The organism is Aminobacter aminovorans (genome assembly GCF_900445235.1).
In the GTDB taxonomy this organism is placed as follows: Bacteria; Pseudomonadota; Alphaproteobacteria; order Rhizobiales; family Rhizobiaceae; genus Aminobacter; species Aminobacter aminovorans.
In genome coordinates this window covers 354,702-379,046 of sequence record NZ_UFSM01000001.1, presented here as the reverse complement: position 1 = coordinate 379,046, position 24,345 = coordinate 354,702, and the positions used below count along the sequence as shown (strand labels likewise).

25 protein-coding genes are annotated in these 24,345 nt (G+C 63.9%); 11 read left to right on the top strand and 14 right to left on the bottom strand.

The genetic code is table 11. The annotated features are described in order from the left end of the window. Nucleotides 1–149 precede the first annotated feature (149 nt). The 4 genes from DY201_RS01900 to gcvA form a co-directional block, all read right to left on the bottom strand. Entirely contained in the window at nt 150–1,454 is a 1,305-nt protein-coding gene (locus DY201_RS01900; protein ID WP_115729734.1) for an ABC transporter substrate-binding protein, read from the bottom strand. 153 nt (nt 1,455–1,607) lie between these two features. Next, nucleotides 1,608–3,056: a hypothetical protein gene (locus DY201_RS01895; RefSeq protein ID WP_425358708.1), complete on the bottom strand. Its 1,449-nt coding sequence runs from the start codon at nt 3,054–3,056 to the stop codon at nt 1,608–1,610. A gap of 352 nt (nt 3,057–3,408) precedes the next feature. Next, on the bottom strand, nt 3,409–4,713 hold the full coding sequence (gene pncB, locus DY201_RS01890) for a nicotinate phosphoribosyltransferase (protein WP_115729732.1): 1,305 nt from the start codon (nt 4,711–4,713) through the stop codon (nt 3,409–3,411). A 162-nt stretch (nt 4,714–4,875) separates the two neighbouring features. Then, nucleotides 4,876–5,838, bottom strand: coding sequence for a transcriptional regulator GcvA (gene gcvA, locus DY201_RS01885; RefSeq protein WP_115729731.1), 963 nt, complete (start codon nt 5,836–5,838; stop codon nt 4,876–4,878). Between the two features lie 212 nt (nt 5,839–6,050). Here gcvA and speB point away from each other — a divergent pair, with 212 nt between their 5' ends. The 9 genes from speB to asnB all read left to right on the top strand — a co-directional run bounded on the left by speB (nt 6,051) and on the right by asnB (nt 15,061). Continuing rightward, on the top strand, nt 6,051–7,112 hold the full coding sequence (gene speB / locus DY201_RS01880; protein ID WP_115729730.1) for an agmatinase: 1,062 nt from the start codon (nt 6,051–6,053) through the stop codon (nt 7,110–7,112). A gap of 93 nt (nt 7,113–7,205) precedes the next feature. Beyond that, nucleotides 7,206–8,009 carry a transporter substrate-binding domain-containing protein gene (locus DY201_RS01875; RefSeq protein ID WP_115729729.1) on the top strand — a complete coding sequence of 268 codons (804 nt, stop codon included), beginning with the start codon at nt 7,206–7,208 and terminating at the stop codon, nt 8,007–8,009. A gap of 3 nt (nt 8,010–8,012) precedes the next feature. Continuing rightward, nucleotides 8,013–8,681, top strand: a complete 669-nt coding sequence (locus tag DY201_RS01870) for an amino acid ABC transporter permease (RefSeq protein ID WP_115729728.1) — start codon at nt 8,013–8,015, stop codon at nt 8,679–8,681. Then, the gene (locus DY201_RS01865; RefSeq protein ID WP_115729727.1) at nt 8,678–9,325 is read left to right on the top strand and encodes an amino acid ABC transporter permease; all 648 of its coding nucleotides are present in this window, start codon (nt 8,678–8,680) and stop codon (nt 9,323–9,325) included. The genes DY201_RS01870 and DY201_RS01865 overlap by 4 nt, the downstream gene beginning before the upstream one ends. A gap of 72 nt (nt 9,326–9,397) precedes the next feature. Beyond that, entirely contained in the window at nt 9,398–10,486 is a 1,089-nt protein-coding gene (locus DY201_RS01860) for an ABC transporter substrate-binding protein (protein ID WP_165915982.1), read from the top strand. A 219-nt stretch (nt 10,487–10,705) separates the two neighbouring features. Then, nucleotides 10,706–11,743 (top strand): ABC transporter ATP-binding protein, encoded by a 1,038-nt coding sequence (locus DY201_RS01855; RefSeq protein WP_115729726.1) that lies wholly within the window; start codon nt 10,706–10,708, stop codon nt 11,741–11,743. Continuing rightward, nucleotides 11,740–12,594: an ABC transporter permease gene (locus DY201_RS01850; protein ID WP_115729725.1), complete on the top strand. Its 855-nt coding sequence runs from the start codon at nt 11,740–11,742 to the stop codon at nt 12,592–12,594. Before DY201_RS01855 ends, DY201_RS01850 begins: the two co-directional genes overlap by 4 nt. Continuing rightward, the gene (locus DY201_RS01845) at nt 12,594–13,391 is read left to right on the top strand and encodes an ABC transporter permease (protein WP_115733531.1); all 798 of its coding nucleotides are present in this window, start codon (nt 12,594–12,596) and stop codon (nt 13,389–13,391) included. Before DY201_RS01850 ends, DY201_RS01845 begins: the two co-directional genes overlap by 1 nt. Before the next feature lie 149 nt (nt 13,392–13,540). After that, on the top strand, nt 13,541–15,061 hold the full coding sequence (asnB, locus tag DY201_RS01840; protein ID WP_115733530.1) for an asparagine synthase (glutamine-hydrolyzing): 1,521 nt from the start codon (nt 13,541–13,543) through the stop codon (nt 15,059–15,061). Between the two features lie 122 nt (nt 15,062–15,183). Here the strand turns inward: asnB and DY201_RS01835 are convergent, their stop codons facing one another. Both DY201_RS01835 and DY201_RS01830 read right to left on the bottom strand, forming a co-directional pair. Continuing rightward, nucleotides 15,184–16,587, bottom strand: coding sequence for an MATE family efflux transporter (locus tag DY201_RS01835; RefSeq protein ID WP_115733529.1), 1,404 nt, complete (start codon nt 16,585–16,587; stop codon nt 15,184–15,186). Nucleotides 16,588–16,764: 177 nt separating this feature from the next. Then, nucleotides 16,765–17,667, bottom strand: a complete 903-nt coding sequence (locus tag DY201_RS01830) for a LysR substrate-binding domain-containing protein (RefSeq protein ID WP_115729724.1) — start codon at nt 17,665–17,667, stop codon at nt 16,765–16,767. A gap of 131 nt (nt 17,668–17,798) precedes the next feature. On the opposite strand from DY201_RS01830, the gene DY201_RS01825 reads away from it, so the two are divergent. Together DY201_RS01825 and DY201_RS01820 are read left to right on the top strand one after the other, a co-directional pair. After that, nucleotides 17,799–17,978 carry a hypothetical protein gene (locus tag DY201_RS01825; protein WP_131922386.1) on the top strand — a complete coding sequence of 60 codons (180 nt, stop codon included), beginning with the start codon at nt 17,799–17,801 and terminating at the stop codon, nt 17,976–17,978. Between the two features lie 96 nt (nt 17,979–18,074). Further along, a complete protein-coding gene (locus tag DY201_RS01820) occupies nt 18,075–18,710 on the top strand; it encodes an HAD family hydrolase (protein ID WP_115729722.1) in 636 nt (211 codons plus the stop codon). 155 nt (nt 18,711–18,865) lie between these two features. Here the strand turns inward: DY201_RS01820 and DY201_RS01815 are convergent, their stop codons facing one another. The 8 genes from DY201_RS01815 to DY201_RS01780 all read right to left on the bottom strand — a co-directional run bounded on the left by DY201_RS01815 (nt 18,866) and on the right by DY201_RS01780 (nt 24,329). Then, entirely contained in the window at nt 18,866–19,624 is a 759-nt protein-coding gene (locus DY201_RS01815) for a class II aldolase and adducin N-terminal domain-containing protein (protein ID WP_115729721.1), read from the bottom strand. A gap of 115 nt (nt 19,625–19,739) precedes the next feature. After that, nucleotides 19,740–20,375 (bottom strand): urease accessory protein UreG, encoded by a 636-nt coding sequence (gene ureG, locus DY201_RS01810; protein WP_115729720.1) that lies wholly within the window; start codon nt 20,373–20,375, stop codon nt 19,740–19,742. After that, nucleotides 20,372–20,812: a DUF3995 domain-containing protein gene (locus tag DY201_RS01805; protein ID WP_115729719.1), complete on the bottom strand. Its 441-nt coding sequence runs from the start codon at nt 20,810–20,812 to the stop codon at nt 20,372–20,374. Before DY201_RS01805 ends, ureG begins: the two co-directional genes overlap by 4 nt. Next, entirely contained in the window at nt 20,809–21,519 is a 711-nt protein-coding gene (locus DY201_RS01800; RefSeq protein WP_425358707.1) for an urease accessory protein UreF, read from the bottom strand. Before DY201_RS01800 ends, DY201_RS01805 begins: the two co-directional genes overlap by 4 nt. Further along, the gene (locus tag DY201_RS01795; protein WP_115729718.1) at nt 21,470–22,015 is read right to left on the bottom strand and encodes an urease accessory protein UreE; all 546 of its coding nucleotides are present in this window, start codon (nt 22,013–22,015) and stop codon (nt 21,470–21,472) included. Before DY201_RS01795 ends, DY201_RS01800 begins: the two co-directional genes overlap by 50 nt. Before the next feature lie 42 nt (nt 22,016–22,057). Continuing rightward, the gene (locus DY201_RS01790; protein WP_115729717.1) at nt 22,058–22,645 is read right to left on the bottom strand and encodes a hypothetical protein; all 588 of its coding nucleotides are present in this window, start codon (nt 22,643–22,645) and stop codon (nt 22,058–22,060) included. A 189-nt stretch (nt 22,646–22,834) separates the two neighbouring features. Further along, complete coding sequence (locus DY201_RS01785) at nt 22,835–23,380, bottom strand: peroxiredoxin (protein ID WP_115729716.1); 546 nt, start codon at nt 23,378–23,380, stop codon at nt 22,835–22,837. Nucleotides 23,381–23,540: 160 nt separating this feature from the next. Continuing rightward, on the bottom strand, nt 23,541–24,329 hold the full coding sequence (locus tag DY201_RS01780) for a PhzF family phenazine biosynthesis protein (protein ID WP_115729715.1): 789 nt from the start codon (nt 24,327–24,329) through the stop codon (nt 23,541–23,543). Between the last annotated feature and the right edge of the window lie 16 nt (nt 24,330–24,345).

Below are 24,345 nucleotides of genomic sequence, written 5' to 3'. Positions count from 1 at the left end.
TGGCCATCTCCCCATCCTCCCGCCTGTCGCGACCGTGGCAAGACCCGAGCGAGGTCCGAACGGCCGATCTCCCCCCCTACGGGGGAGATGGCCGGCAGGCCAGAGGGGGGTGGGAAGGAACTCAACCTAGGGAGCATCCGGCAGGCTGCTCACAGCGGCTGCGTCGTGTAGTCCGCCTCCGGCTCGTACATGCCGTCCTCGATCGAGGTCCGGTGGACGACGTTGAGCTTGCCGCCTTCGACCTTGGAGATGTTCTGGTGGCCGAAGACCTGGTGGATCTTGCCGTTGAACTTCTTGTCGCCCTGCGGGTGCTCGGGGCCTTCCTTGAACTCGGTCAGAGCCTCGGTCGCCTCGACAAGCTTGGCGCGGTCCTCGGGGCCCCTGTAGCCCGAATCCTCCATCGCCTTCTTGATGACATAGAGCGTTTCCCAGCAGCCGAACATGTGGGCCGCGGTCGAGACGTCCTTGGCATCCGTCGTCGATGCGCCGTTGTCGTCGATGCCGACGGCTGCGCGATAGGCCTTCTGAGCCTCGCTGTCATTGGCCTGGGCGTAGCGTGGCGAGCCTTCCCAGAAATGGCTGCCGTCGAGGAATTCGAGGCCAGGGCTGTTGATGTCGACGGCTTCCAGCGAGTCGATGAAGCCGAACAGCTGCGGCTTGGTCGAGCCGTAGAATTCGCCGAGCTCCTTGACGAAGGTCAAAACGCCTGGGCCGACCATGACGTGGTATAGCACCTCGGTGTCGGCAGGGATCTGCGGCAGGTATTTGGTGAACGAGCTTTCGGTCGGCGGGATCGGGATCTGGGCGACGACCTCGCCGCCCTGCGCCTTGATGGCGGGCGCGAAATAGTCGCGATGGTCGTAGCCGAAAGCATAGTCCGGATAGATCATCGTCACCTTCTTGCCGAGGTTGGCTGCGACCCAGGGCGCGACCGAGGTGACCTGCGAGCGCACGTCGGTGATGCCGGGCTGGAACACCCAGCGGTTCAGCTTGCCCGAGGCGACGTGATAGCCCTCGCTGACGACATAATAGGGGATCTTGAGCTCGCCGGCGGTGGGCGCAGAGCCGACGACGACATGCGAGAACAGCGTGCCGAAGACGATGTCGGTCTTGTGCTGGCTGGCGAATTTCGCCACCACTTCGGCGCCACGCTTGGGATCGGTGCCGTCATCCTCGACGACGATCTCGACCGGCCGTCCGTTGATGCCGCCGGCATCGTTGATCAGCTTCACGGCGGCGTTGGTGGTCTTTTCGTACCAGCGGCCATAGGCGGCGCCGATGCCGGTGCGGTGGGCCTGGAAGCCGATCTTGATCGGAGCGGAGGATTGCGCCTGTGAGTAGCGTACGAAGCCCGGGGCCGCGATCAGGCCAGCGCCGGCGGCGATGCCCTTCAGCGCCGTGCGGCGGCTGAGGCGCGATTTTCCGAGGTCGAAGAAGCGATTGCTGTCAGTCATGCCCTGTCCCCTTGCCGTGTCTTTGACCAACGATCATGCGGATTGGCAGCTCTTCCGCCGAAGGCGAAAAATTGCATGTATACAAACTAGATCACCAATCCCTGGAGGTGGCAATAGTTGCTTCCCCAAGGTCAAAATCCACCTGCATTTGCACTATCCCGCCGTTGCTGTCGAGAGCAGCCAGAGGCCAAAAACGGTGTAGCCGATCATCAGCACGGTGAGCGGCAACTGGCTGAGCGAGGCGCTGGCCGAACTGGGGTGCATTCGCCAGGCAAGCACATGGGCGACGAGCACCGCCAGCACGTGCCCGCCGACGATCGCCGCCGCCTGGAGGTTCCACAGCAGCCAGGCCGAATGCGCGCCCATGGCGATGCCGGCTTCGACCGGCATGTGGGCTGTGCCGAGCAGGTTCCAGCCTCTTGCGAACGGGTCCGACAGCGCCACCAGCGCGTATTGGCCGTTGACCAGAAGTGCCGTCAGATAGTGCGAGAAGTGATAGGCCAGCGCGATCGGCACGATCGACCAGACGAACAGGCCGGCGGCCTCGGTCAGCGGCACGGTGCTGCGGACCAATCTTTCGCCCGCCACGACCGCGAGCATGCCGACACTGGCGAGTGCTGTGAACATCGCCATCAGGCCGAGGCTGTTGGTGGCAATCAGCGCGGATCGGCCTGGCAGCTCGAGCGGGTTGATGCCGTTGAGCCCGAGCCAGAAGAAGGTTTTGGAGAAACCGTCGAACGACACCGAAGCGAGGGTCGCAAGCAGGAACAGCGCGCCCGGTAGTGGCAGCGCTTCGGCCTGGTAAAGCTTGGCGCCCGGCCAGCACAGTGCGAGGCGCAGGCGGCAGCCGTCTTTGCCGGCCTCGACGATGCCGAAGCGGCCGATCATGGCGAAGAAGACAGACAGGAATTCGCCTTGCCGGCTCCAGCGCTCGAAGCCGAAGGCCAGCATCGTGGCGAAGGAGGCGAACCAGTAGAGACCGGCGGCCGTGGCGAGGCGCGCCGGATCGTCGGGGGCGGGGTCGATCAGCTCGAACCAGGCGAAGGCGAAAAACAGGATCACCGCAGGCCAGTAGCCGAGCCATTCGGGAAGATGCAGCGGGGTCTTTTGCCGAGCCTTGGCACCCAGCGCTCCTGTGACCAGGCGATACGGTCCGTACCATGGATTGAGCCAGTACCAGAGATTGCCGAACAAGCCCTGGGCCAGCGTCAGCCCGACCCAGAGCAGCGTCCAGATTGTCAGCGGCAGCGGGTTGGACAGCGGGTCGCGCGAGCCGGTGAAGCCGGCTGTGACCAGCGCCGCGAGGACGGCGAAGGCGGCGAGGCTCGCCGGCAACCGCAGATCGGGGATGGAACCGAGCGGCTGGCGCCTGCGCCAGAAGGCCACCAGCCGCGCCGGCGGCAACAGCGCCAGCACCAGAAAACTCGCCGCCACCGCGAACGCTGCGCCGGCTATGTAATGCCCGGTCGGCAACAGCAGGACATGGCCACGGTCGGAGGCATGGGCGAAAGCTGGCGAGGTTTGCCATGCGAGCGCAGCGCATGCGGCAAGCATTGCTGCCGCATTGCGCTGGATAGTGGTGGCTGTGTTGGTTCCCCGCATCACGTTGCCGGTGTGCCATATGGTCGGGATCGCGGGAAGGGGGCGACTATCTACGGCGGATGGCGACAGGTGGTGACGCTCGCGCTTTGCGAGGCAACCCTTTAGCCGCGCGATCCTTCGCACCCCCCTCTGGCCTGCCGGCCATCTCCCCCACAAGGAGGAGATCAAGCCTTCATCAGCCGCCCGGCCAACTACCAACGTTGCAAAGGTTCATCCATACGACGTTGCAGAATGAGCGCCGCCGGCAACGAGACTAATCTCCCTCCTTGGGGGGAGATGCCCGGCAGGGCAGAGGGGGTGTGCGAAGGAATGAGAGGTTGAAGGGAACCCAAATCCAGGCCCCAAGCCACCCCTAAACCTTCACCAATTGCTCCACCCGGTCCTTTTCACCGAAGATGCGGAGGTAGCGGGCAATTTCTTTTTTGTCGCCGGTGGCCTTGGCCGGGTTGTCGGACAGCTTGACCGCCGGGCGGTCGTTGGCTTCGGTGACCTTGCAGACCAGCGAAATCGCGTTGAGACGATCGGTTTCCTTGGGGGCGCAGCCCTCGAAGTCGTTGGTAAGATTGGTGCCCCAGCCGAAAGACATGCGCACCTTGCCCTCGAAGTGGCGGTAGGTCTCGATGATGGTGTCGACGTCGAGGCCGTCGGAGAAGATCAGCAGCTTAGAGCGTGGGTCCTGGCCCTTCTTGCGCCACCAGTCGATGATGCGCTCGCCGCCTTCGATCGGCGGAGCGCTGTCGGGGCGGAAGCCGGTCCAGTCGGCGACCCAGTCGGGCGCGTCGCGCAGAAAGGCGGCGGTGCCGAAGGCGTCGGGCAGAACGATCAGAAGGTTGCCGCCATAATAGCGCTGCCAGTCGCGCAAGACCTTGTAGGGCGACTGCTTGAGCTCGGCCTCGTCGTTGGCAAGTGCGGCATAGACCATCGGCAGCTCATGCGCGTTGGTGCCGAGCGCCTCGAGGTCGGTATCCATGGCCAGCAGCACGTTGGAGGTGCCGGTAAAGGCGTCGCCGATGCCTTCCTTGAGCGCTTCGACGCACCAGCGCTGCCACAGGAACGAATGGCGGCGGCGGGTGCCGAAATCGGAGATCTTGATGTCGGGCAGCGTCTTCAGCCGCTCGGTCTTGTCCCACATCTTGGCCTTGGCGCGGGCATAGAGCACGTCGAGCGCGAAGGGGCCGAAGACCTTCATCGCCGAGCGCGAGCGCAGCTCGTTGATGATGGCAAGTGCCGGGATTTCCCACATCGAGGTCATCACCCAGGGGCCGGAGAAGGTCAGCTCATACTGGCCATTGCGCTTTTCCAGGTGATAGGGCGGCAGCTGGAAATTCTCGAGCCAGGCCAGGAACTCCGGCTCGAAGATCTGCTTGCGGCCATAGAAATTGTTACCGCCGAGCCAGATCATCTCCTTCTTGGAGAAACGCAGGGTGCGGGCATGGTCGAGCTGCTCGCGCAGTTCGCCCTCGTCGATCTCCTCGGCGAGCTTGACCGAGGTGGCGCGGTTGATCAGCGAGAAGGTGGCGTCGACCTTGGGGTGCATGCCCCAGATCATCTGCAGCATCAGAAGTTTGTAGAAGTCGGTGTCGAGCAGCGAGCGGACGATCGGGTCGAGCTTCCAGGTGTGGTTGTACACCCGCCGTGCAATGTCGGTCCTGGCCATCCCGCTTCATTCCTCTCTGGCGCATCCACCTGTCATCCAGGCGCGCCGCATCTTCATTGACAGCATTGGGATATAGCGCCCGGCCGATCAAGCTTAAGAGGTGAAAAAAGCAACCCTGGCCCTATGGTTGCATCGGCGGATCAAAGCAGGCGCCGGCGAAGACTAGCCGGTGGCGGCCGCCTTCTGCCCGCGCCGCTTGCGGATGCTGATCTGGCCGGTAACGGCCTGTTCGTTGCGCGCGGGAAGCTCCTCGCGCTCGGCGAACAGCCAGTCGATGAAGACCTGGGCGATCGGGGCCGATTTCACCTCGTTGCGGCAGACGATGTAGAAGGCATCGACAGCCGGCACCGACAGGTTGAACGGCGTGACCAACTGGCCCTTGGCGAGCATGCCCGACGCGGTGACGCTGTCGCCAAGCGCCAGCCCATGGCCGTGCACCGCCGCTTCGGTGGTGAGGCTCGCGCCCGACATGCGGTGCTGCTGCACCGGCTTGACATCGAGCGCGTCGGCGGCGGCGAGCCAGGTGTGCCATTCGCGCCCGTCATCGGCATGGAGCAGAACGTGATCGGACAGGTCGCGCACGCTGCGGATCGGCCGGTTGTTGATCAGGGTCGGGCTGACGACGGGAAACAGCTCGAGCGTCGACCACTTCTTCAGCCAGCAGTCGGTCCAGCTGCCGTCGCCATAGAGCATGCAGACATCGACGTCGGGCGCATGGATCTCGCGTGGGTCGTTGGAGGCGTTGAGGCTGAGGCTGATGCCGGGATATTGCGCGGTGAAGCCGCCGATGCGCGGCACCAGCCACAGGGACAACAGTGCCGGAACGCAGCTGACGGTGAGCTTGCCCGAACTCGTCGGGCGGGTCATGCGCGCAGTGGCGGAAGCGATGCTTTCGAAGGCGCCAGTGACCGCGGGCAGAAGCTCGGCGCCCTGCGGGGTGAGCTTGAGGCGCGCGCCGCTGCGCTCCAGCAGCTTGACCTTGAGCGTGGCTTCCAGCGCCCGGATCTGGTGGCTGATGGCGCCATGGGTGACGTTGAGCTCGCCCGCCGCCTTGGTCAGCGAGCCATGGCGCGCGGTCGCCTCGAAGGCGCGCAGCGGATTGAGCGGGGGCAGGCGCCGGGACATGGAAACTCCACCGGGGGAGAAGCGTCGATTGTGAGAAATTCTCACAGCACAGACCTTAACATTATCAATTGCTATTTCAACGGCGCTGCCGGAAACTTGCCTCATAACAACCAAAAAGCATGCGGGGAACACGAGGTATCAGGCCGACCGCCGGGAGCGGACGGCCGCAGGCGATCGTACCGCATTGCCATCTCGGACCACAGGAGGACACCATGGGTTTCGACGTCAAAAAGCTCGACGAGCTGCGCAAGAAATATGGCGAAGGCCATGGCGGCGACCTGTTCGACCCGAAGTTCCGCCGCGTCGCCGACAAGATCTTCAACAAGTCGGGCACCCGCCTCGCGCCCTATTCGGGCGTGCCCACTTTCCTGACGGCACCTTACCTCCAGGTCGATAACGACAATCCCGATTTCGGCGATCTGCAGGTGGCGATGATCGGCGTGCCGATGGATCTCGGCGTGACCAACCGTCCGGGCTCGCGTTTCGGCCCGCGCGCGCTGCGCACCATCGAGCGCATCGGGCCCTACAACCACGTGCTCGACTGCGCCCCGGTACAGGAGCTGCGCGTGGCCGACATCGGCGACGTGCCGTTCCGCAGCCGCTACCGCCTCGAGCTCAGCCATGAGGACATCGAGCGCCGCATCGGCCAGATCGTCGACGCCGGCGTTGTGCCGCTGTCGGTCGGCGGCGACCACTCGATCACCCATCCGATCCTCAAGGCTGTCGGCAAGAAGCGCCCGGTCGGCATGATCCACATCGACGCCCATTGCGACACCGGCGGCGCCTACGACCTGACCAAGTTCCACCATGGCGGCCCGTTCCGCAACGCCGTGCTCGACGGCGTCCTCGATCCCAGCCGCGTCATCCAGATCGGCATCCGCGGTTCGGCCGAATATCTGTGGGAGTTCTCCTACGAGTCCGGCATGACCATCATCCACGCCGAAGAGGTCAGTGGCATGGGCATACAGGCGGTGATCGAGAAGGCGAAGAAGATCGTCGGCGACGGTCCGACCTATCTGTCCTTCGACATCGACAGCCTCGACCCGGCCTTCGCGCCCGGCACCGGCACGCCCGAGGTGGGCGGGCTGACGACGCGTGAGGTGCTGGAGATCGTGCGCGGGCTGAAGGGCCTCAACCTTGTCGGCGGCGACGTCGTCGAGGTCGCACCGCAATATGATTCGACGACCAACACGGCGCATGCCGGCGCCCAGGTGCTGTTCGAGATCCTCAGCCTGATGATGTTCAGCCCCTCCGTCACCAGCAAGGGCGCATAACCAACAGCAATTTCGACTGGCCGCTGTTTGGGAAGCGGCGGCCAGATGCTAACGCGACACTTCAACAACAAACATCCCAGAGGGAAGCACGACATGAATATCAAGACGCTCCTGCAGTCGACAGCAGCGGCCCTGCTTGTCGCAGGCACCGCCATCTTCGCAGTGCAGCCCGCCAATGCCGACGCGCTCGAAGACATCGCCAAGGCCGGCCAGATCAATGTCGGCGTCTTCGCCGATTTCCCGCCCTTCTCCTCGGCCAGCGCCGACATGAGCCTCAAGGGTTATGACATGGACGTGGCGCAGGCGATCGCCGACGCGCTCAAGGTCAAGCTCAACCCGGTGCCGGTGACCGGCCAGAACCGCATTCCCTACCTGACCGACAAGCGCGTCGACCTGCTGATGAGCGTCGGCTACTCCAAGGAGCGTGAAGAGGTCATCGACTTCGCCGCCGCCTACGCGCCCTACTATATCGCCGTGATCGGCCCCGCCGAGCTCAAGGTTGCCGGCAAGGAAGACCTCGCCGACAAGTCGATCGCCGTCAATCGCGGCACGCTGGAAGACACCTCGCTGACCGAGGCCGCACCTGCCGGCGCCGACATCAAGCGCTTCGACAACTACAACGCCGTCATCCAGGCCTTCATCTCTGGCCAGACCCAACTGATGGTGGTCGGCAACGACGTCGGCGCCCAGGTGCTGGCACGCCAGGAGGCGCTGAAGCCGGAGCAGAAGTTCCAGCTTTTGACCTCGCCGTCGCATATCGGCCTCAACAAGAACGAGGAAGGCCTGAAGAAGGTCATCAACGACACGGTCGCAGCGATGCTCACCGATGGCCGGCTCTCGAAGTCGTCGGAAGAATGGCTCAAGGTTCCGCTCAATCCCGAAAACCTCAAGGATTGATCGGTGAGCTACAGCCTCGACTTCGGCTGGCTTGAAGGTGCCGTGGGCGCGATCGCCCGCGGTGCCGCCATGACGGTCTTGCTGATCTTCGTGACGACGATTGCCGGCACGCTGATCAGCGTGCTGGCCGCCGCCGGCAGGCGCAGCGGGCCGAAATGGCTCCAGCGCGCGATCACTGTCTATGTCGAGGTGATCAGGAACACGCCGTTCCTGGTGCAGCTGTTTTTCATTTTCTTCGGCCTGCCGAGCCTCGGTATCCGGCTTGACCCGATCGTTGCCGCCATCCTGGCGATGACGCTCAATATGGCCGCCTACACCACCGAGATCGTCGGCGCCGGCCTGGACGCGGTGCCGAAGGGTCAGCGCGAGGCGGCCGCTGCTTTGGGCTTGCGGCCACGGCAGGTCTTCGTCAAGATCGTTTTGCCGCAGGCACTGAAGGTCATCTTCCCAGCGCTGACCAGCCAGATCGTGATCATGATGCTCGAGTCTTCGGTCGTGTCGCAGATCGCAGTGAGTGAACTCACCTACGAAGCCGATATGCTGCAGGCACGGACCTTCCGTCCGTTCGAGACCTACTTCGTCGTGGCGATGATATATCTCGGCCTGTCGATCATATTGCGCCGTCTTCTCGTCGGCGTCGGCCGACGCACGCTCTCGGCGGGTGTGTCATGATCGAGTTCACCTTCTGGGACATCCTGCGCAACCTGATCTTCGCCACGCGCTGGACCGTGCTCCTGTCGATCGCGGCCTTTGTCGGCGGCGGCATCGTCGGCGTCATCATCCTGTTCCTGCGCATATCCAAGGCCAAGTGGGCACGGCGCTTCGCCAGTGGCTACATCGCGCTGTTCCAGGGCACGCCCCTGCTGATGCAGCTGTTTTTGATGTTCTTCGGCCTGCCGATGCTTGGCTTCCGCATCGAGCCGTGGACGGCGGCTGTGCTCGGCCTGACCTTCTTTGCCAGCGCCTATCTCGCCGAGATCTGGCGTAGCGGCGTCGATGCCTTGCCGCGCGGCCAGTGGGATGCCGGCGCCAGCCTTGGGCTGCACTATATCCAGGAACTGCGCCTGATCATCCTGCCGCAGGCCTTTGCCATCACGCGCGCACCGGTCGTCGGCTTCCTCGTCCAACTGATCAAGGCAACCGCGCTGACTTCGATCATCGGCTTCGAGGAACTGCTCAGGACCTCGAACGCCATCAACAACGCGACGTTCGAACCCTTCACCGTCTACGGGTTGGTGGCACTGATCTTCTTCGTGCTCTGCTACCCGCTTACCCAGTATGCACGTTCATTGGAGGCCCGCGCCGCAGCACGCTGAACGACACTCCATCATCATAAGAACCCGTGGGAACAGCCGGCACAAAGCCGGCAATAAATGAGGAGAACTAGCATGAGCAAGATTCTGAACCACCCGATCAGCCGGCGCACCGTGCTGGGCGCCGGCGTCGCGTCGGCGAGCCTGCTGGCGATGCCGTCCATCCTGCGCGCCCAGGACAAGTCGATCAAGATCGGCGTCTATGGCGGCTACTTCAAGAAATCGTTCGACGAGCACATCTTCCCCGAATTCACCAAGTCGACCGGCATCGCGGTGGAATCGGTCGCCGAGCCGACTGGCGAAGCCTGGCTGGTGCAGCTGGAGCAGGCCGCCAAGGCTGGCCAGGCCCCGGCCGACCTTTCGATGATGTCGCAGACTTCGATGTTGAAGGGCCAGTCGACCGAGCTGTGGGCGCCGCTCGACCTCGCCAAGATCAAGAACAGCGCGAACCTGATCGACCACTTCGTCAACAAGTACCCGGATGGCCGCGTCGCGGGCATCGGTGCCGTTGCCTGGTACATCACGCTGGTGACCAACACCAACGTCTTCCCGGCTGCACCCGACAGCTGGGCGGCGTTCTGGGATCCGGCCAACGCCGACAAGCTCGGCCTCCTGGCGCTCGCCTCCAACTCGTTCCTGCTCGAAGTGACCGCCACCACTTTCATGGGTGGCACCAAGGCGCTCGACACCGAGGAGGGCATCCAGAAGGCGCTCGAGAAGCTCGCCGAGGTCAAGCCGAACGTGCGGCTGTGGTATCGCGACGAGGCGCAGTTCGAACAGGCGCTGAAGTCGGGCGAAATCCCGATGGGCCAGTATTACCACGACGTCACCGGCCTCGCCGCCGCCGAGGGACAGCCGGTGCGGTCGACCTTCCCGAAGGAAGGCGGCATCCAGGATTCAGGCTCGTGGGTGCTGTCGCGCGCCTCGAAGAAGACCGAAGAGGCGCACGCCTTCATCGACCACATGTGCCAGCCGGCCGTGCAGTCGCTGATGTCGCGCAAGGTCGGCACTGCGCCGACGGTCAAGCGCGAGCTGCTCGATCTGACGCCGGAACAGTTTGCCGGCGTGTCGTCCGACATCCCGCCGATCATCCCACGCTACGACCTCTACACCACCAAGGCCGACTGGATTAACCAGAAGTGGACCGAGCTGATCGTCGGCTGATCTGCCTCATTCCTTCTCCCCGCTTGCGGGGAGAAGGTGGCCCGTAGGGTCGGATGAGGGGCAGAGCCACCGTGGCAAGGTTCGCGCCGCCCCTCATCTACCTGCCGGCATCTTCTCCCCGTGAACGGGGGAAGAGACGCTTTCCGCAACGCTCCACTTCGACGTGACGCGTGCCGCGTTCCGTCTCGACAGTTACAACAACACTTCTGAGGACCTCGCATGTCCGGACTCGTGCTTAAGGACATCACCAAGTCATTCGGCAGCTTCACGGCTGTCGACACGGCCAATCTGTCGGTCCCGCATGGCAAGTTCGTCTGCCTGCTCGGTCCGTCCGGCTGCGGCAAGACAACGCTTTTGCGCATGATAGCAGGCCTCGAGGATCCCTCGAGCGGCGCGATCCTGCTCGACGGCACCGACATCACGCCGGTACCGACCCACAAGCGCAACCTCGGCATGGTGTTCCAGTCGCTGGCGCTGTTTCCGCATCTGTCGGTCGGCGACAACATCGCCTATCCCTTGCGCATTCGGGGCGCTTCGCGCGACGAGCAGAAGAAGCGCTCCGACGAGCTTTTGAAGCTCATCCATCTGACCGGCTTCGCCGATCGGCCCGTCGCCAAGCTGTCGGGTGGCCAGCGCCAGCGCGTGGCCATTGCCCGCGCACTCGCACTGTCGCCGAAGCTGTTCCTGCTCGACGAACCGCTGTCGGCGCTCGATGCCAAGCTGCGCGAGGCGATGCAGGTCGAATTGCGCCAGCTGCAGCAGCGCTTGGGCATCACCACCTTCGTCGTCACCCACGACCAGCGCGAAGCGATGACCATGGCCGACCTGGTCGTCGTCATGGGCAACGGCAAGATCCTGCAGGCCGCACCGCCGATCGAGATCTACCGCAAGCCGGCCGACGCCTTCGTCGCCGACTTCATCGGCATGACCAACCTGCTCGACGTGACCGCCGACCGGCTTGGCCGCGTCTCGGTGCTCGGCCAGGCCATTCCCAATCTGACGATGCCCGAAGGCCTGTCCAAGGCCTCGGTGTCGATCCGGCCCGAAGACGTGCATCTCGGCCCTGTCGGCGGCGACGCCATATCAGGCACGGTGACTTTCGTGCGCGATCTTGGCGGCACGATCGAGACCTTCGTTGAAACAGGCGGCAAGACCATCATTGCGGTGGCCACGCCGCGCCAACGGCCCGAAGTGGTGGCCGGTCAGCAGGTAGGTCTGATCCTGCCGGCGGAAGCCTGCGTGGTGCTCAAGTCATGAAACGCGAGGCGCCAAAATCGCTGGCCGACTACAGCCCGCTGTTCTTTCCCGGGCTGATGCTGATCGTCTTTTTCGTCGTGCCGTTCTCGACGATGATCGCCGTCAGCTTCTTCCAGCGTGATCCCTCGGGCTTCTATACGCCCGACTTTGTCTTCGACAATTATGCCCGCTTCCTAAGCCTGTTCTTCGCCAAGGTGCTGGGCTTCTCGCTGGTGCTGGCGGTGATGGTGGCGATCTGCTGCGTGGTCATCGCCTTTCCCTTCACCTATCTGCTCACCAAGCGGCCGCGAAAGGTGCAAACGGTCTGGCTGGTCTGCCTGCTGTCGGTGCTTTCGTTGTCGGAGGTCATCATCGGCTTTGCCTGGTCGACGCTGTTTACACGGACCGCCGGCATCACCAATTTGTTCGTGGCGATTGGCCTGATGAGTGAGCCGGTGGCGCTGACGCCAAGCATCTGGGCGGTGCTGACCGGCATGGTCTATCAGGCACTGCCCTACACCATCCTGGTGCTCTATCCCGCTTTGGTGCGGCTCGACCCGACCTTGCTGGAGGCGGCGCGCACGCTCGGCGCCTCGCCTGTAAGGGCGTTCATGAACGTCGTCGTGCCGGCGCTGCGCAACACCATCGTCGCGACGCTGATCATGGTCTTCGTGTTCGCGCTCGGCTCCTATCTGCTGCCGCAGATCCTTGGCCGGCCGTCGCACTGGACGTTGTCGGTGTTGATCACCGACCAGGCCATCTACCAGTCCAACATGCCGTTTGCGGCTGCGATGGCGGTGTTTTTGGTGCTGATGTCGCTGGCACTTGTCGGGCTCACTCTGCTCGTCGGACGTAGGGAGAACGCGCTGTGATACAGACATTCTTTCGCCGGCTCTATTTCTTCGCCGTCGCCTTGTTCCTGGCAGCACCGCTGATTGTCGTTGCCGGCGTGTCGGTCAACGAAAAGCAGGATCTGGCCTTTCCGCCGAAAGGCTTCTCGCTGGCCTGGTACGCGCAGATCTTCGCCGATCCGGAATGGCGCAAGGCGCTGTTCGCCTCGCTGTCGCTGGCGGTGACTGCGGCGGCACTTGCGGTTGCCATCGCGCTGCCACTTGCATGGTTCCTGTGGCGGCGCATAGCGCCATGGGCCAACGTGTTCCAGATCCTCGGGCTCGCTCCATTCATCCTCCCGCCGGTCATCACCGCACTCGGCATGCTCACCTTCTGGGCGACGTCAGGCTTCTATGGCCAACCCTGGACGGCTGTCATCAGCCACGCGATCTTCTTTGTCACCCTGCCGCTGGTGACGCTGTCGCTCGGCTTCGCCTCCATCGACCGTTCACTGGTCGAGGCGGCGGCGACGATGGGCGCCGACGACCGCACAGTGCTGAAGACGGTGGTGCTGCCGCTGATCCGGCCCTACCTCGTCTCGGGATACGCCTTCGCCTTCGTCCTGTCGCTCAACGAGTACATCGTTGCCTACATGACCATCGGCTTCACGCTGGAGACGCTACCGATCAAGATCTTCAACGCCCTGCGCTATGGCTACACGCCGACGATGGCCTCGGTGTCGGTGTTTTTCGTCGCCGTGGCGGCACTGGTGTTCGGCTTGATCGCCAAATTCGGCGACATCAGGCGGCTCTTGGGCGCAATGTCCTCGGAGACCTGATCCGCCTGCAACGGCCAGCGCCACACCTTTGGCCGGTGTCGCCTGAGTGACAATTGCCAGTCGCCGGGTTGTCGCGCCTCGTGGCTGGCGCTCCTAGCATCGCTTTCATGCCGGCCAAGACGCTGGCGGCCATGCGGGAGCGAAGCGCCATGTGCGGATTTGTGTGCCTCTGGAACCTCGACGACGAGCAGCTGGCCTCGCGGATGATCCGCAAGATGGAACATCGCGGCCCCGACGCGCTGGAGGTGCTGCGACCGAAGAACATTCCCGTCGTCATGGCGCATGCAAGGCTCGCGATAATAGGCCCCGACAACGGCGCCCAGCCGATCTACCAGGGCGACAACATCCTGGTCGTCAACGGCGAGATCTACAACCATACCGACCTCAGGGCGATCCTCGGCGAGGCCGCCTTCCAGACCCGCAGCGACAGCGAGACCGTGCTGCATCTCTTCCGCAACAATACGCTGCGCTGGGTGTCGCGGCTCGACGGCATGTTCGCCTTCGTTCTGGCAACGCCGGATCGCATCATCGCGGCGCGCGACGCGCTCGGCATCAAGCCGCTCTATGTCGCCCATATCGGCGAGGGGCTGGCCTTCGCCTCCGAGCTCAAGGCCTTCGACGGCGTGGATGCCGCAAAGATCGAGGCGCTCGCACCTGGCGCCATGTTCGACAGCCAGGCCGGCATGCGGCGCTGGTATCGCATGCCGCAAGGCGCCGCCGACCCGGAACCCGGTATCGACGAAGAGCTGACCTGGCGCGAGCTCAGGCTGGTGCTGGAGGAGGCGGTCGCCAAGTGGATGGTCGCCGACGTCGAGGTCGGCTCGTTCCTGTCGGGCGGGCTCGACAGCTCGCTCATCGCCGCGATCGCCGCAAGGCAGTCGCCGAAGCGGCTGAAGACCTTTTCCGTCGGCCTCGCCGGCAGCCCTGACCTGATTGCCGCCCGGCGGGTGGCCGACTATCTCGGCACCGAACACTACGAGCATGCGTTTACGCCTGAAGAGGTCGCCCGCGTCCTGCCGCATGTCATCTATCATCTCGAAAGCGCCGACATCGACCTGGTGCGCTCGGCGGTGCCGACGCATTTCGCCGCCAGGCTGGCGCGGCGACATGTCAAGGCGGTACTGACGGGCGAGGGCGCCGACGAGCTGTTTGCCGGCTACACCTATCATCACGCCTATGTCGACCGGCCGCGCGAACTGGCCGACGAGCTGACGCGGTCGCTCGGCACCATGCACAACATCAATCTGCAGCGCGTCGACCGCGTCACCATGGCCGAGAGCCTGGAGGCGCGCACGCCGTTCCTTGACCGAGAGCTGATCGGTTTCGCCCAGAGCATTCCGGCGACGCTGAAGCTCAGGCGCACCGATCCGGCCTCACCCGAAAGCACCGGGCCGACGACGGAAAAGTGGATCCTGCGCAAGGCCTGCGCCGACCTGCTGCCGCACGATCTCGTCTGGCGCAAGAAGGCGCAATTCGACGAGGGGTCGGGTGCTGTGGCGGCACTTGGCGAGGCGCTGCAGGCGATGACCGGCTCGGCCACACCGCTGGACCGTGCCGCCGAGGGTGCGGTCTATGAGAGCCTCTTGCGGCAAAGCTACAGCGATCCCGACCGCATCATCAATGCGGCCGGCAAATGGGTAGCCAACCGGGTGTCGGTGGCGGCGGCTTAGAGCAATTCCAGGAAAAGTGCGTAGCGGTTTTCCGTCCGGAATTGCGCAGATACGAGAATATAGAGGGGTTCCGCGATTCGAAGAACGGCGCGGAACCACTCTAGACGGGCACTGAGCGCCCGTCAGATCACCGGCTTGTGCATCAGGCCGAGGCGGTCGCGCCTGAGCCAGCGCCACAACAGCAGCACCGACACCACCGCCAGGCCGGAGAACAGGCCGATCCAGATGCCGCGGCCCTCGAAGCCGAAATGGAAGGCGAGCAGCACGCCAAGCGGCAGGCCGATGCCCCAGTAGCCGATGGCAGCGAGGATCATCGGCACCTTCGTATCCTGCAGCCCGCGCAGCTGCCCGGCCGATACCGCCTGGGCGCCGTCGACCACCTGGAACAGCGCTGCGAAGACCAGGAAGCTGACCGCAAGACCGATCACCTGCGCATTCGCCGGGTCGCTGACGTCGATGAAGGCCGAGATCAGCAGGTGCGGCCAGAACACCATCACCAGCGCCATCAGCGCCATGAAGCCTACGCCGAGTACATAGGCCGTCCAGCCGGCACGCGTGATACCGTCGCGGTCCTTGGCGCCGTAAGCCAGCCCGACGCGCACAGTGACGGCCTGGCCGAGACCGAGCGGGATCATGAAGGTGACCGAGCAGATCTGCAGCGCGATGGCGTGCGCGGCGAGTGAGGACGAGCTGATAAGCCCCATCAGGAATGCCGCGGCGTTGAAGATCGTCACCTCGAAGGCGAGGATGCCGGAGATCGGCAAGCCGAGCTTGAGCAGCGCCCTGAAGCGCGGCCAGTCGGCGCGCCAGAAGCGGCCGAACAGGTGGTAGCGGCGGAACTTCTTTTCCATCATCACGACGGCCGCCATGCCGACGAACATCATGCCGCTGGCGATGCTGGTGGCAAGGCCGGAGCCGGCGATGCCCATCTCGGGGAAGCCCCATTTGCCGAATACCAGAAGCCAGTTGCCGAGCGCGTTGGCCGCCACCGCGATCGCCATGATGACCAGCGCCCAGCCGGGGCGCTCCAGCGCCGAGATGAACGAGCGCAGCACGATGTAACCGAAAAACGGCAAGGCCGCCCATTGCAGGTGGTGGACGTAGATGCCGGCCTGCTCGGCGAGCTTGGGTTCCTGGCCCATGGCGAGCAGGATGTCCTCGGCGTACCACAACAGGGCCCAGATCGGGATCGAGATGAGGACGGCGAGCCACAGGCCCTGGCGCACGGTGCGGCGGACGTCGCGCACCGAATGGCGCTTGCGGCCAAGCTCGGCCGCCATCATCGGCGAGGTTGCATACATCAGGCCGAGGCCGAAGATCAGCGGCGCGAAATAGAGGTTGGAGCCGAGCGCGCCGGCGGCAAGCGCATCGGGACCCAGCCTGCCGAGCATCATCACGTCGGTCGCCGTCATCGCGGTCTGGGCGAGATTGGTGAGGATCATCGGCCAGGCAAGCGCCAGCATGGCGCGAAGTTCGTCGCGCCAAGGAGTGGCCGGTGATTGCGCGCCGGTTGCGATCGCAGACATGGTTTTTCGTCTTTCGGTGGCGATATCGCGGCTCATTGGCGTCGATATCGCAAGTTTTGACGACGAAATCCGCCCTTTTGGCGCGTCGTGGCGCCGTTTGTGACCGAAAGTGTGAGTTGTGGCAAGCTGTCACGAAGACCAAGGATTATGCCAGCAGAGGTGGGCTGGCCTGTGCTGTCAGTCGCCTGTCGCATCCGGGGGGCAATTGAGCTCGGCCATGATCCATTCGCGGAAAGCCCGGATCTTGGGCACGTTGCGGCGCCCCTCGGGATAGACCAGCCAGTAGTCGCCGCCATGGGCGGTGAGTTCAAACGGCTGGATCAGCCGGCCCTCGGCCAGTTCCGCGGTGAACAGCGCCGTGGTCAGGACCGTCACGCCCTGGCCGGCTATGGCGGCATTGGCCTCGGCGGCCTGCGAACCCAGGCTGGTATCTGGCATCCTGTCGAGAGCGTCCGCCGGCACATTGGCCTTTGCGAACCAGTCCTTCCACCAGATGTCGGCGGGGTTGAGGATCCTGAGCTTGAGCAGGTCCGCCGGCTCCTTGATCCCGCCGATGCTCTCGGCAAGGCGCGGGCTGAGCATGGGCGAAAATTGCGAGCGCAGCAAAAAATGGGCGGCAAGCCCAGGCCATTTGCCTGAGCCGGATCGGATGCCGATATCCATCTCCTCGCGCGAGAAATCGACGAGGTAGCTCGAGGTGTCGAGGCGGACGGCGATGTTGGGGTGGCGCAGCTGGAACGAGCCGATGCGGGGGGCCAGCCAGTTCGACGCGAAGGTGTGGACGGTCGAAATGCCGAGCGTGCCGCCGGAGCCGGCGCGCGCCACCTGATAGGCCTCGCTCAACAGGCCAAATGCCTCGGTCACCATAGGCACCATGCGGCTGCCGACCTCGGTCAGCACCACCTGGCGCGGTTTGCGCAGGAACAAAGGCGCGCCAACACGCTCTTCGAGCAGCTTGATCTGGTAGCTGACGGCGGCCTGGGTCATGCCGAGCTCGGCCGCGGCCTTGGTGAAACTGCCCTGCCGGGCGGCGGCTTCGAACACCCTGATCGCGGTCAAAGGCGGTAGCTGAAGCGGCATTTCACGCACTCCGATACATAAGGCCATTTAATGGGTTGTGATCGATGTTCAATTGGAAAAGTCAATCATTCCAGACCAATATCTAGGCCAAGACATCAGCACATTTCAAGCGTCTCAAAAGGATGACGATCATGGCCACGGCACAGGCAAGCCTTTTCCATTGCGAGCAGATCGGCTGGACCGCACGTCTGGCTGCGGCCTTCGGGCTGCGTTCGCGCAAACGCGTGCTGGACTTCCGCGACCTGCCGGATCACCTCCAGCGCGACGTCGGCTACATCGACGGCAAGGATACTTGCGGCCGGCGGGTTTGAGCCTCCGCACGCGCATGTGTTTCGCTAGGTCATATCAACGGTTCATTTCCTCCGCCAAAGCTCCTATGAGCAAAGGGGTGAACAGGGACCGGTCATATGACGCCGAAGGCAGTGTATTGGGACATGGACGGCACGCTGATCGACAGCGAGCCGCTGCACGAGGAATCGCTTGTTTCGGCGCTGCGCAGCGTCGGCATCGAGCCGCCCGCCGACCTGCACGCGCGTGTCGTCGGCCAGGCGGCGCGGCCGGTCTATGAAGTGTTGCGCGACAAGTTCGGCCTCGCCCTCGAATTCGACGATTGGATCGCCCTCAAATACGATCACTATATGGGCCGTGCGCCGGACCTGCTTCCGCGCGAGGGCGCGATGGAAATCTTCCGCGATCTGGAGGCAAAGGGTGTGGTCCAGGCGATCGTCTCCAATTCGGACCGCATGGTGGTCGAGGCCAATCTGCAGGCCGTCGGCATGCATGAGCCGACGATGAAAACGATCAGCCGCAACGACGTGCGTCTCGGCAAGCCTGATCCCGAACCCTATCTCCGCGCCGCTTATCTCACCGGCATCGATCCTGCCGACACGGCTGTCATGGAAGACAGCATCACCGGCGCCATGGCAGGCGTTGCCGCCGGCATGCGCACCATCTTCTGGCCGCAAGACAAGATCGATGGCCCGGCGGGTGCGCTTGTGGCGCACAGCGCCGAAGAGGTCAGGGCGCTGCTCGGGCTGGACTAGCTAGCCCTCGTGGCTAACTCCCAACGACGGTGAATGGCATAGCCGTCATCTCAAATTCGTCATCCTCGGGCGGAGCAGGAGTGAAACGACTGCGGAGACCCCGCATCCATGCCGTAACCTCGGCGATCATACGATGACGAACCAAAACCCGCCTCTCAGTTTCGGTACACCGGCTCCTGCTCATCGAGGATCGCCTTGAGCTCGGCGAGGTGGCGCTCGGCCTGGCCGGGATAGTCTTCCTGCTCGAGCGCTGCCTTTTCGGCGGTCTCATCGGATAGCGTGCGCAGAGGACGGCCGGTCCACAGAGCCTTGATGTAAGTCTCGCAGGCGCGCTCGAAATAATAGAGCCGGTTGAAGGTATCGGCGACGCTGTCGCCGATGACCATGACGCCGTGATTGCCCATGATCATCACCTTGACCTTGGGGTCGGCGAGCAGCTGCGAGCAGCGTTCGCCCTCTTCCTCGAAGGCGAGCCCGCCATAATGGCCGTCGACGACATGGCGGCGGAAGAAGATCGCCGTGTTCTGGTCGATCGGCGGCAGGGTGGAATCGGCAAGCGAGGCCAGCACCGTGGCGTGGATCGAATGGACATGCATGACGCAACGCGCGTGCGCGCAGTTGCGGTGGACAGCGCCATGCAGGCCCCAGGCGGTCGGGTCGGGCGCGTTGGGGCCGCTCATCGTCTCGGGGTCGTTGGCGTCGATCAAAAGCAGATCGCTCGCATTGATGCGCGAGAAGTGCACCTGGTTGGGATTCATCAGGAACTTCGAGCCGTCGTCGTTGACGGCAAGCGAGAAATGGTTGGCCACCGCTTCGTGCATATTGAGCCGCGCCGTCCAGCGGAAGGCGCAGGCGAGGTCGACGCGCTCTTCGTAGAACGGCAGATTGGTCTGCTTGAGCTGGGTGACGGGCATTTGTTCCTCCCTCGCAATTTGCTGGCGCATCGTACTTTCCCAAGGCCGTTGCCGGCATCGGGGCGATGCGCTGACAGGAAGAATGCCGCGTCATGACTGGCACGGCAACATCGGCTCAGGCTGAAATCGGCTGGTCCAGCCTCAGCCCGCCATTCTCGACGATGAAGTCGATGACCGCTTCCAGCCCCTTGCCGCGCGACAGGTCGGTGAAGCCGAACGGACGCTTGCCGCGCTGGCGGGCGGCGTCGCCTTCCATGACCTCGAGATTGACGTTCACATAAGGTGCAAGGTCGCTCTTGTTGATGACCAGGAAGTCGGAGCGGGTGATGCCGGGGCCGCCCTTGCGCGGAATCTCTTCGCCCTGGCAGACCGAGATGACATAGAGCGTGATGTCGGCAAGGTCGGGCGAGAAGGTCGCTGCCAGATTGTCGCCGCCCGATTCGATGAAGACGATGTCGAGGTCGGGGAACTTCCTGTTCATCTCGGCGATCGCCTGCAGATTGATCGAGGCGTCCTCGCGGATGGCGGTATGCGGGCAGCCGCCCGTCTCCACGCCCATGATGCGCTCTTCCGGCAGCGCCTGCAGGCGGGCCAGCATCATCGCGTCTTCCTTGGTATAGATGTCGTTGGTGACCACCGCGATGGAGAACTCGTCGCGCAGTGCCTTGCACAGCTTTTCGGTCAGCGTCGTCTTGCCCGAGCCGACGGGGCCGCCGATGCCGATGCGAAGCGGGCCGTTTTTCGAGGTCATGACTGGAATCCTGAGATGGCAAGGATAACGAAACCCGCGCCGATGGCGAGGCACAGCGGTGAATAATACTGCCGGTCGAGCCGGGCGAATGGCATCTCGGGCGTAAGCCTGCGCCATGCTGGCGTGAAGCCGGCAATGCCGCGGCCGAGGAACACCAGCGCGACCATCAGCGCCGAGGCGGCGAGGCCTACCTTGGGGAATGGCGTGGCAAAGATGCCGACAAGCGCCAGCGGCCACAGCGTCGCAACGATAAGGCAGGCAGTGACGGCGAAGCTGGCGACGGGCGAGGGCATCGTCTCGATGCCGAGCGCGCCGACGACGGTACGGGCGCAGGAAGCCTGATCGGTGCCCGGCCAGACGCCGCCAAGCCCCCAATAGGCATGGATCGAGGCAATCAAATAGAGCACGGCGGCGAGGGCGAAGGCGAGGACGGTCATGAGCGGAACAGTCTCGAATGTTGGGTCTCGTGGCGCATCGCCATGATGTCGGAGGTTAGGGCGGCGGACCCCAGATCGTCGAGGGTCGATACTGCCGCACGGGCGCCCACACCGAGCGCCACAGGCTCGAAGCCGGCAATGATGCTGGTTGCAGCCGTCTGGCCGATGACGCTTAGCCGGATTGCCGCCTGAATGAGATTGGTGGAGAAAGCCTGCAGCCAGGCGGCCAGCGCATATTCCAGCGTTATGCCATGGGCGCCGGCGACGGCGCCGACGGCGACGCAATAGGGGCACTCGGCCGGAAGCCGCGCGATGACAGGATGCGGCCAAGCAGCGGCGGCGCTGAGGAAGGCCTCGCCCTGTAGCATCGATTCCATGTGGCGCTCGCGCGAGCCGGCCAATGCTTCGGCGAGTTCCGCTACCTCGCGCAGGTCGCCGTCGGTAGCGGCGCGGCGCCAGCTTTCGGCGAACAGCACCGCGTCGTTCCAGCCCGAGCCGATCTCGGCGAGCGCAGTCAGCCATGCTGCGAGGTCGTCGCGGCTGGCGATCAGATTATCATGTACGGCTTGTTCGAGGCCGTGGCTGTAGGAAAAGCCGCCGACTGGAAAGGCCGGTGACAGCCACGCCATCAGCCGCAACAGCGAGGCATTGCCGCGCTCAGTCATGGTGGTGATGATGGTGGTCGCCATGGTCGTGGTGATGAGCATGGTCGTGCTTATGGTCGTGCCCATGTGAATGGCCGTGCTCGTGGTGATGACCGTGATTTCCATGGCCGGAATAGGCGCCGCGCACCGGCTCGAAGGGGGCGAGGATGTCGGTGACGGTAGCGCCCAGCCCTTCCAGCATCGCCTTGATGACATGGTCGCGCAGGATGAGGATGCGATCGACTGAGATGGCAGCGGCGAGATGGCGGTTGCCGATGTGCCAGGCGAGCTGCGTCAGGTGGACGGCGTCGCGGGCGCGGATATCGTAGAGCTCCTCCTCGGCGGCGACGATGCTGGCGGTGCGATTGTCTTCCAGAAGCACGAGGTCGCCGGTTTCGAGCACGACCGGCTCGGGCAGGTCGACAAGCACGCGTTCGCCATTGGAGAGCGCGATGGCACGGCGCCTGATGTGGCGCTCGTCATGGTCGAGCACGGCGACGTCGAAGGGCTGCGCGCCTGCTGTGACGTCGGCACGGATGATCTTGGTTGCGCGCAGCATGGGTCGTTGTTCCTGTGGCGTGGTGGTGGAGCCGGCGGCGGGTCAGACGATGGTGTCGAACAGCCGCCAGATCCACGATATCTGATACAGCAAAGTAGCTGTCACGAATGCCAGATGATATCGCCTGCTCGGGGTGGCGATGGCGATGAGGCAAAGTGCCACCAGGATCGGCGTGCGGATCAGATACTCGCCGCCGAAATGGGCGAAATGCGCCTCGCCCTTGATCAAGGTGTCGATGATGTCGAGCAGATAGGTCATGGCCAGGAGGCCGAAGAACCAGGCGCGACGCGAGTAGAAGAAGTCCTCGTAGCTTTTATAGTCCTGCATCGAGTCTGGGAAGAGCAGCGCGCACAGCAGGAACAGCGCGATCGCGTAGCCGAGGATGAACAGGTACGTGCCGAAGGTCCAGTTCGGGACGGCGTAGAGGCCGAATTCCCACCACCAGAAATGCACCAGCGTCAGAAGCAGCGACGCAACCCAGGCGAGGTGCACCGGATAGAGCCTGTACTGGTCGGGATGCTGGACGATGCGGGCGACGCCCGACAGAAGCCGCGCCATGCCCAGGCCGATGATCATGCCCATGACGATGCGGATATGCGGGAAGACCTCGGCCGGGATTTCGGGCGTCATGGGACGCTCCTGGGATGGTCGAATGCGGGCATTGTCGGTTCCGGGAAGGTTTTCACGGCGGGGTAGGAGAGAGCATCGTGCGCCGATTCAGCTGTCCAGCCAATAGACGTTGCCGTGAGCACGCCGTGACACAAAAAACCCCGGCGCGCTTTCGCGGCCGGGGTTTGTATCAAGCAAAGACGGTGAAGCTTATGCGGCTTCGGCGACGTCGTCGTTCTTCAGCGCCTCAAGAATGTTCTGCGGCGAGGAGACGCCATAGGGGTCGCTGTCGCAATTGTCGGCGAAACCTTCTTCCTCGAACCACTTTTCGATGCGGCCGTTACTGATGACGGCGGCGTAGCGCCAGGAGCGCATGCCGAAGCCGACATTGTCCTTGGCAACCAGCATGCCCATCTTGCGGGTGAATTCACCCGAGCCATCCGGGATCAGCTTGACCTTGTCGAGGTTCTGCGACTTGCCCCATGCGTTCATGACGAAGGCGTCGTTGACCGAGACGCAATAGATCTCGTCGATGCCTTCGGCCTGGAACTCGCCATGCAGCTTCTCGAAATCGGGCAGCTGGTAGGTCGAGCAGGTCGGCGTGAAGGCGCCCGGCAGCGAGAACAGCACGACGCGCTTGCCGCCAAAATAGTCGGCCGAAGACTTGTCTTCCCAGCGGAAGGGGTTCGGGCCGCCGACGGCCTCGTCGCGCACGCGCGTGCGGAAGGTGACAGCAGGAACGTTCTTGCCGATCATTTGAAACTCCATTTCCAAGAAAGCAGGGTCCCCGATCTTGGGCTCGGGGAATCCTGCCGAATTTTTAGCTAGCGGCGGCTCAATACCAACTGGCTGGAGGTGGTTCCAGCGCTGCCGGCGTGGCATCAGGTCGCGGGCGGTTCCTTGGCGGCAGGACTGCTCAGGCAAGGTGGATCGTGGCGTCCATGTAGATCACTGCCTGGCCGGTGAGGAACATCCTGTCGCCGGCGACTTCGCAGCCGAGCACACCGCCGCGGGGCGACAGCTGGCGCGCTGAAAGGATGGTCTTGCCGAGCTTTTCAGCCCAGTAGGGGGCAAGCGTGGCATGCGTCGAGCCGGTAACCGGATCCTCCGGGATGCCGGCGCCGGGGGCGAAGTAGCGCGAGACGAGATCGCATTCATTGCCGCGCGCCGTGATGCACAGGCCGAACGATCCGAGTTCGGCGATGCGTGGCAGGTCGGGCTGGTAGGCGCGCAGCACAGCTTCGGACGTTAGCTCAACGAAGTAGTTCTCACGGTTGCGGAACAACTGCACCCAGCGGTGATCGCGCAGGCCGTTGACCAGCGCATCGTCCGGGATGGCGAAGTCGGCGTCGAAGCGTGGGATGTCCATGCGATAGCCGCCACCCTGCGGTGTGACGAGGAGATCGCCGACCTCGCGGGTGGAGAAGCGCATGGTCCGCTCGATGCCCTTGCGCAAATGAAGCGCGCAGGCCGAGGCCAGCGTGGCGTGGCCGCAGAACGGGACCTCGTCGGTGGGCGTGAACCAGCGGATGTCCCAGCCATCGTGGCTGGGCTTGAGGAAGGCCGTCTCGGCGAGGTTGTTCTCCAGGGCGATGCCCTGGAGCACCTGATCGGGCAGCCAGGCCGCGAGGAACACGACGGCGGCCGAATTGCCCGAAAAAACCGTGTCGGTGAAGGCGTCCAACTGGATCATTTCGAGCTTCATCGCGGCCTCCTCATCG

Excerpts from the sequence above, each read along its gene's own strand:
- DY201_RS01900 (WP_115729734.1), bottom strand. The coding sequence starts at position 1,454 with ATGACTGACAGCAATCGCTTCTTCGACCTCGGAAAATCGCGCCTCAGC.
- DY201_RS01895 (WP_425358708.1), bottom strand. The coding sequence starts at position 3,056 with ATGCGGGGAACCAACACAGCCACCACTATCCAGCGCAATGCGGCAGCA.
- pncB (WP_115729732.1), bottom strand. The coding sequence starts at position 4,713 with ATGGCCAGGACCGACATTGCACGGCGGGTGTACAACCACACCTGGAAG.
- gcvA (WP_115729731.1), bottom strand. The coding sequence starts at position 5,838 with ATGTCCCGGCGCCTGCCCCCGCTCAATCCGCTGCGCGCCTTCGAGGCG.
- speB (WP_115729730.1), top strand. The coding sequence starts at position 6,051 with ATGGGTTTCGACGTCAAAAAGCTCGACGAGCTGCGCAAGAAATATGGC.
- DY201_RS01875 (WP_115729729.1), top strand. The coding sequence starts at position 7,206 with ATGAATATCAAGACGCTCCTGCAGTCGACAGCAGCGGCCCTGCTTGTC.
- DY201_RS01865 (WP_115729727.1), top strand. The coding sequence starts at position 8,678 with ATGATCGAGTTCACCTTCTGGGACATCCTGCGCAACCTGATCTTCGCC.
- DY201_RS01860 (WP_165915982.1), top strand. The coding sequence starts at position 9,398 with ATGAGCAAGATTCTGAACCACCCGATCAGCCGGCGCACCGTGCTGGGC.
- DY201_RS01855 (WP_115729726.1), top strand. The coding sequence starts at position 10,706 with ATGTCCGGACTCGTGCTTAAGGACATCACCAAGTCATTCGGCAGCTTC.
- DY201_RS01850 (WP_115729725.1), top strand. The coding sequence starts at position 11,740 with ATGAAACGCGAGGCGCCAAAATCGCTGGCCGACTACAGCCCGCTGTTC.
- asnB (WP_115733530.1), top strand. The coding sequence starts at position 13,541 with ATGTGCGGATTTGTGTGCCTCTGGAACCTCGACGACGAGCAGCTGGCC.
- DY201_RS01835 (WP_115733529.1), bottom strand. The coding sequence starts at position 16,587 with ATGTCTGCGATCGCAACCGGCGCGCAATCACCGGCCACTCCTTGGCGC.
- DY201_RS01830 (WP_115729724.1), bottom strand. The coding sequence starts at position 17,667 with ATGCCGCTTCAGCTACCGCCTTTGACCGCGATCAGGGTGTTCGAAGCC.
- DY201_RS01825 (WP_131922386.1), top strand. The coding sequence starts at position 17,799 with ATGGCCACGGCACAGGCAAGCCTTTTCCATTGCGAGCAGATCGGCTGG.
- DY201_RS01820 (WP_115729722.1), top strand. The coding sequence starts at position 18,075 with ATGACGCCGAAGGCAGTGTATTGGGACATGGACGGCACGCTGATCGAC.
- DY201_RS01815 (WP_115729721.1), bottom strand. The coding sequence starts at position 19,624 with ATGCCCGTCACCCAGCTCAAGCAGACCAATCTGCCGTTCTACGAAGAG.
- ureG (WP_115729720.1), bottom strand. The coding sequence starts at position 20,375 with ATGACCTCGAAAAACGGCCCGCTTCGCATCGGCATCGGCGGCCCCGTC.
- DY201_RS01805 (WP_115729719.1), bottom strand. The coding sequence starts at position 20,812 with ATGACCGTCCTCGCCTTCGCCCTCGCCGCCGTGCTCTATTTGATTGCC.
- DY201_RS01800 (WP_425358707.1), bottom strand. The coding sequence starts at position 21,519 with ATGCTCATCACCACGACCATGGCGACCACCATCATCACCACCATGACT.
- DY201_RS01795 (WP_115729718.1), bottom strand. The coding sequence starts at position 22,015 with ATGCTGCGCGCAACCAAGATCATCCGTGCCGACGTCACAGCAGGCGCG.
- DY201_RS01790 (WP_115729717.1), bottom strand. The coding sequence starts at position 22,645 with ATGACGCCCGAAATCCCGGCCGAGGTCTTCCCGCATATCCGCATCGTC.
- DY201_RS01785 (WP_115729716.1), bottom strand. The coding sequence starts at position 23,380 with ATGATCGGCAAGAACGTTCCTGCTGTCACCTTCCGCACGCGCGTGCGC.
- DY201_RS01780 (WP_115729715.1), bottom strand. The coding sequence starts at position 24,329 with ATGAAGCTCGAAATGATCCAGTTGGACGCCTTCACCGACACGGTTTTT.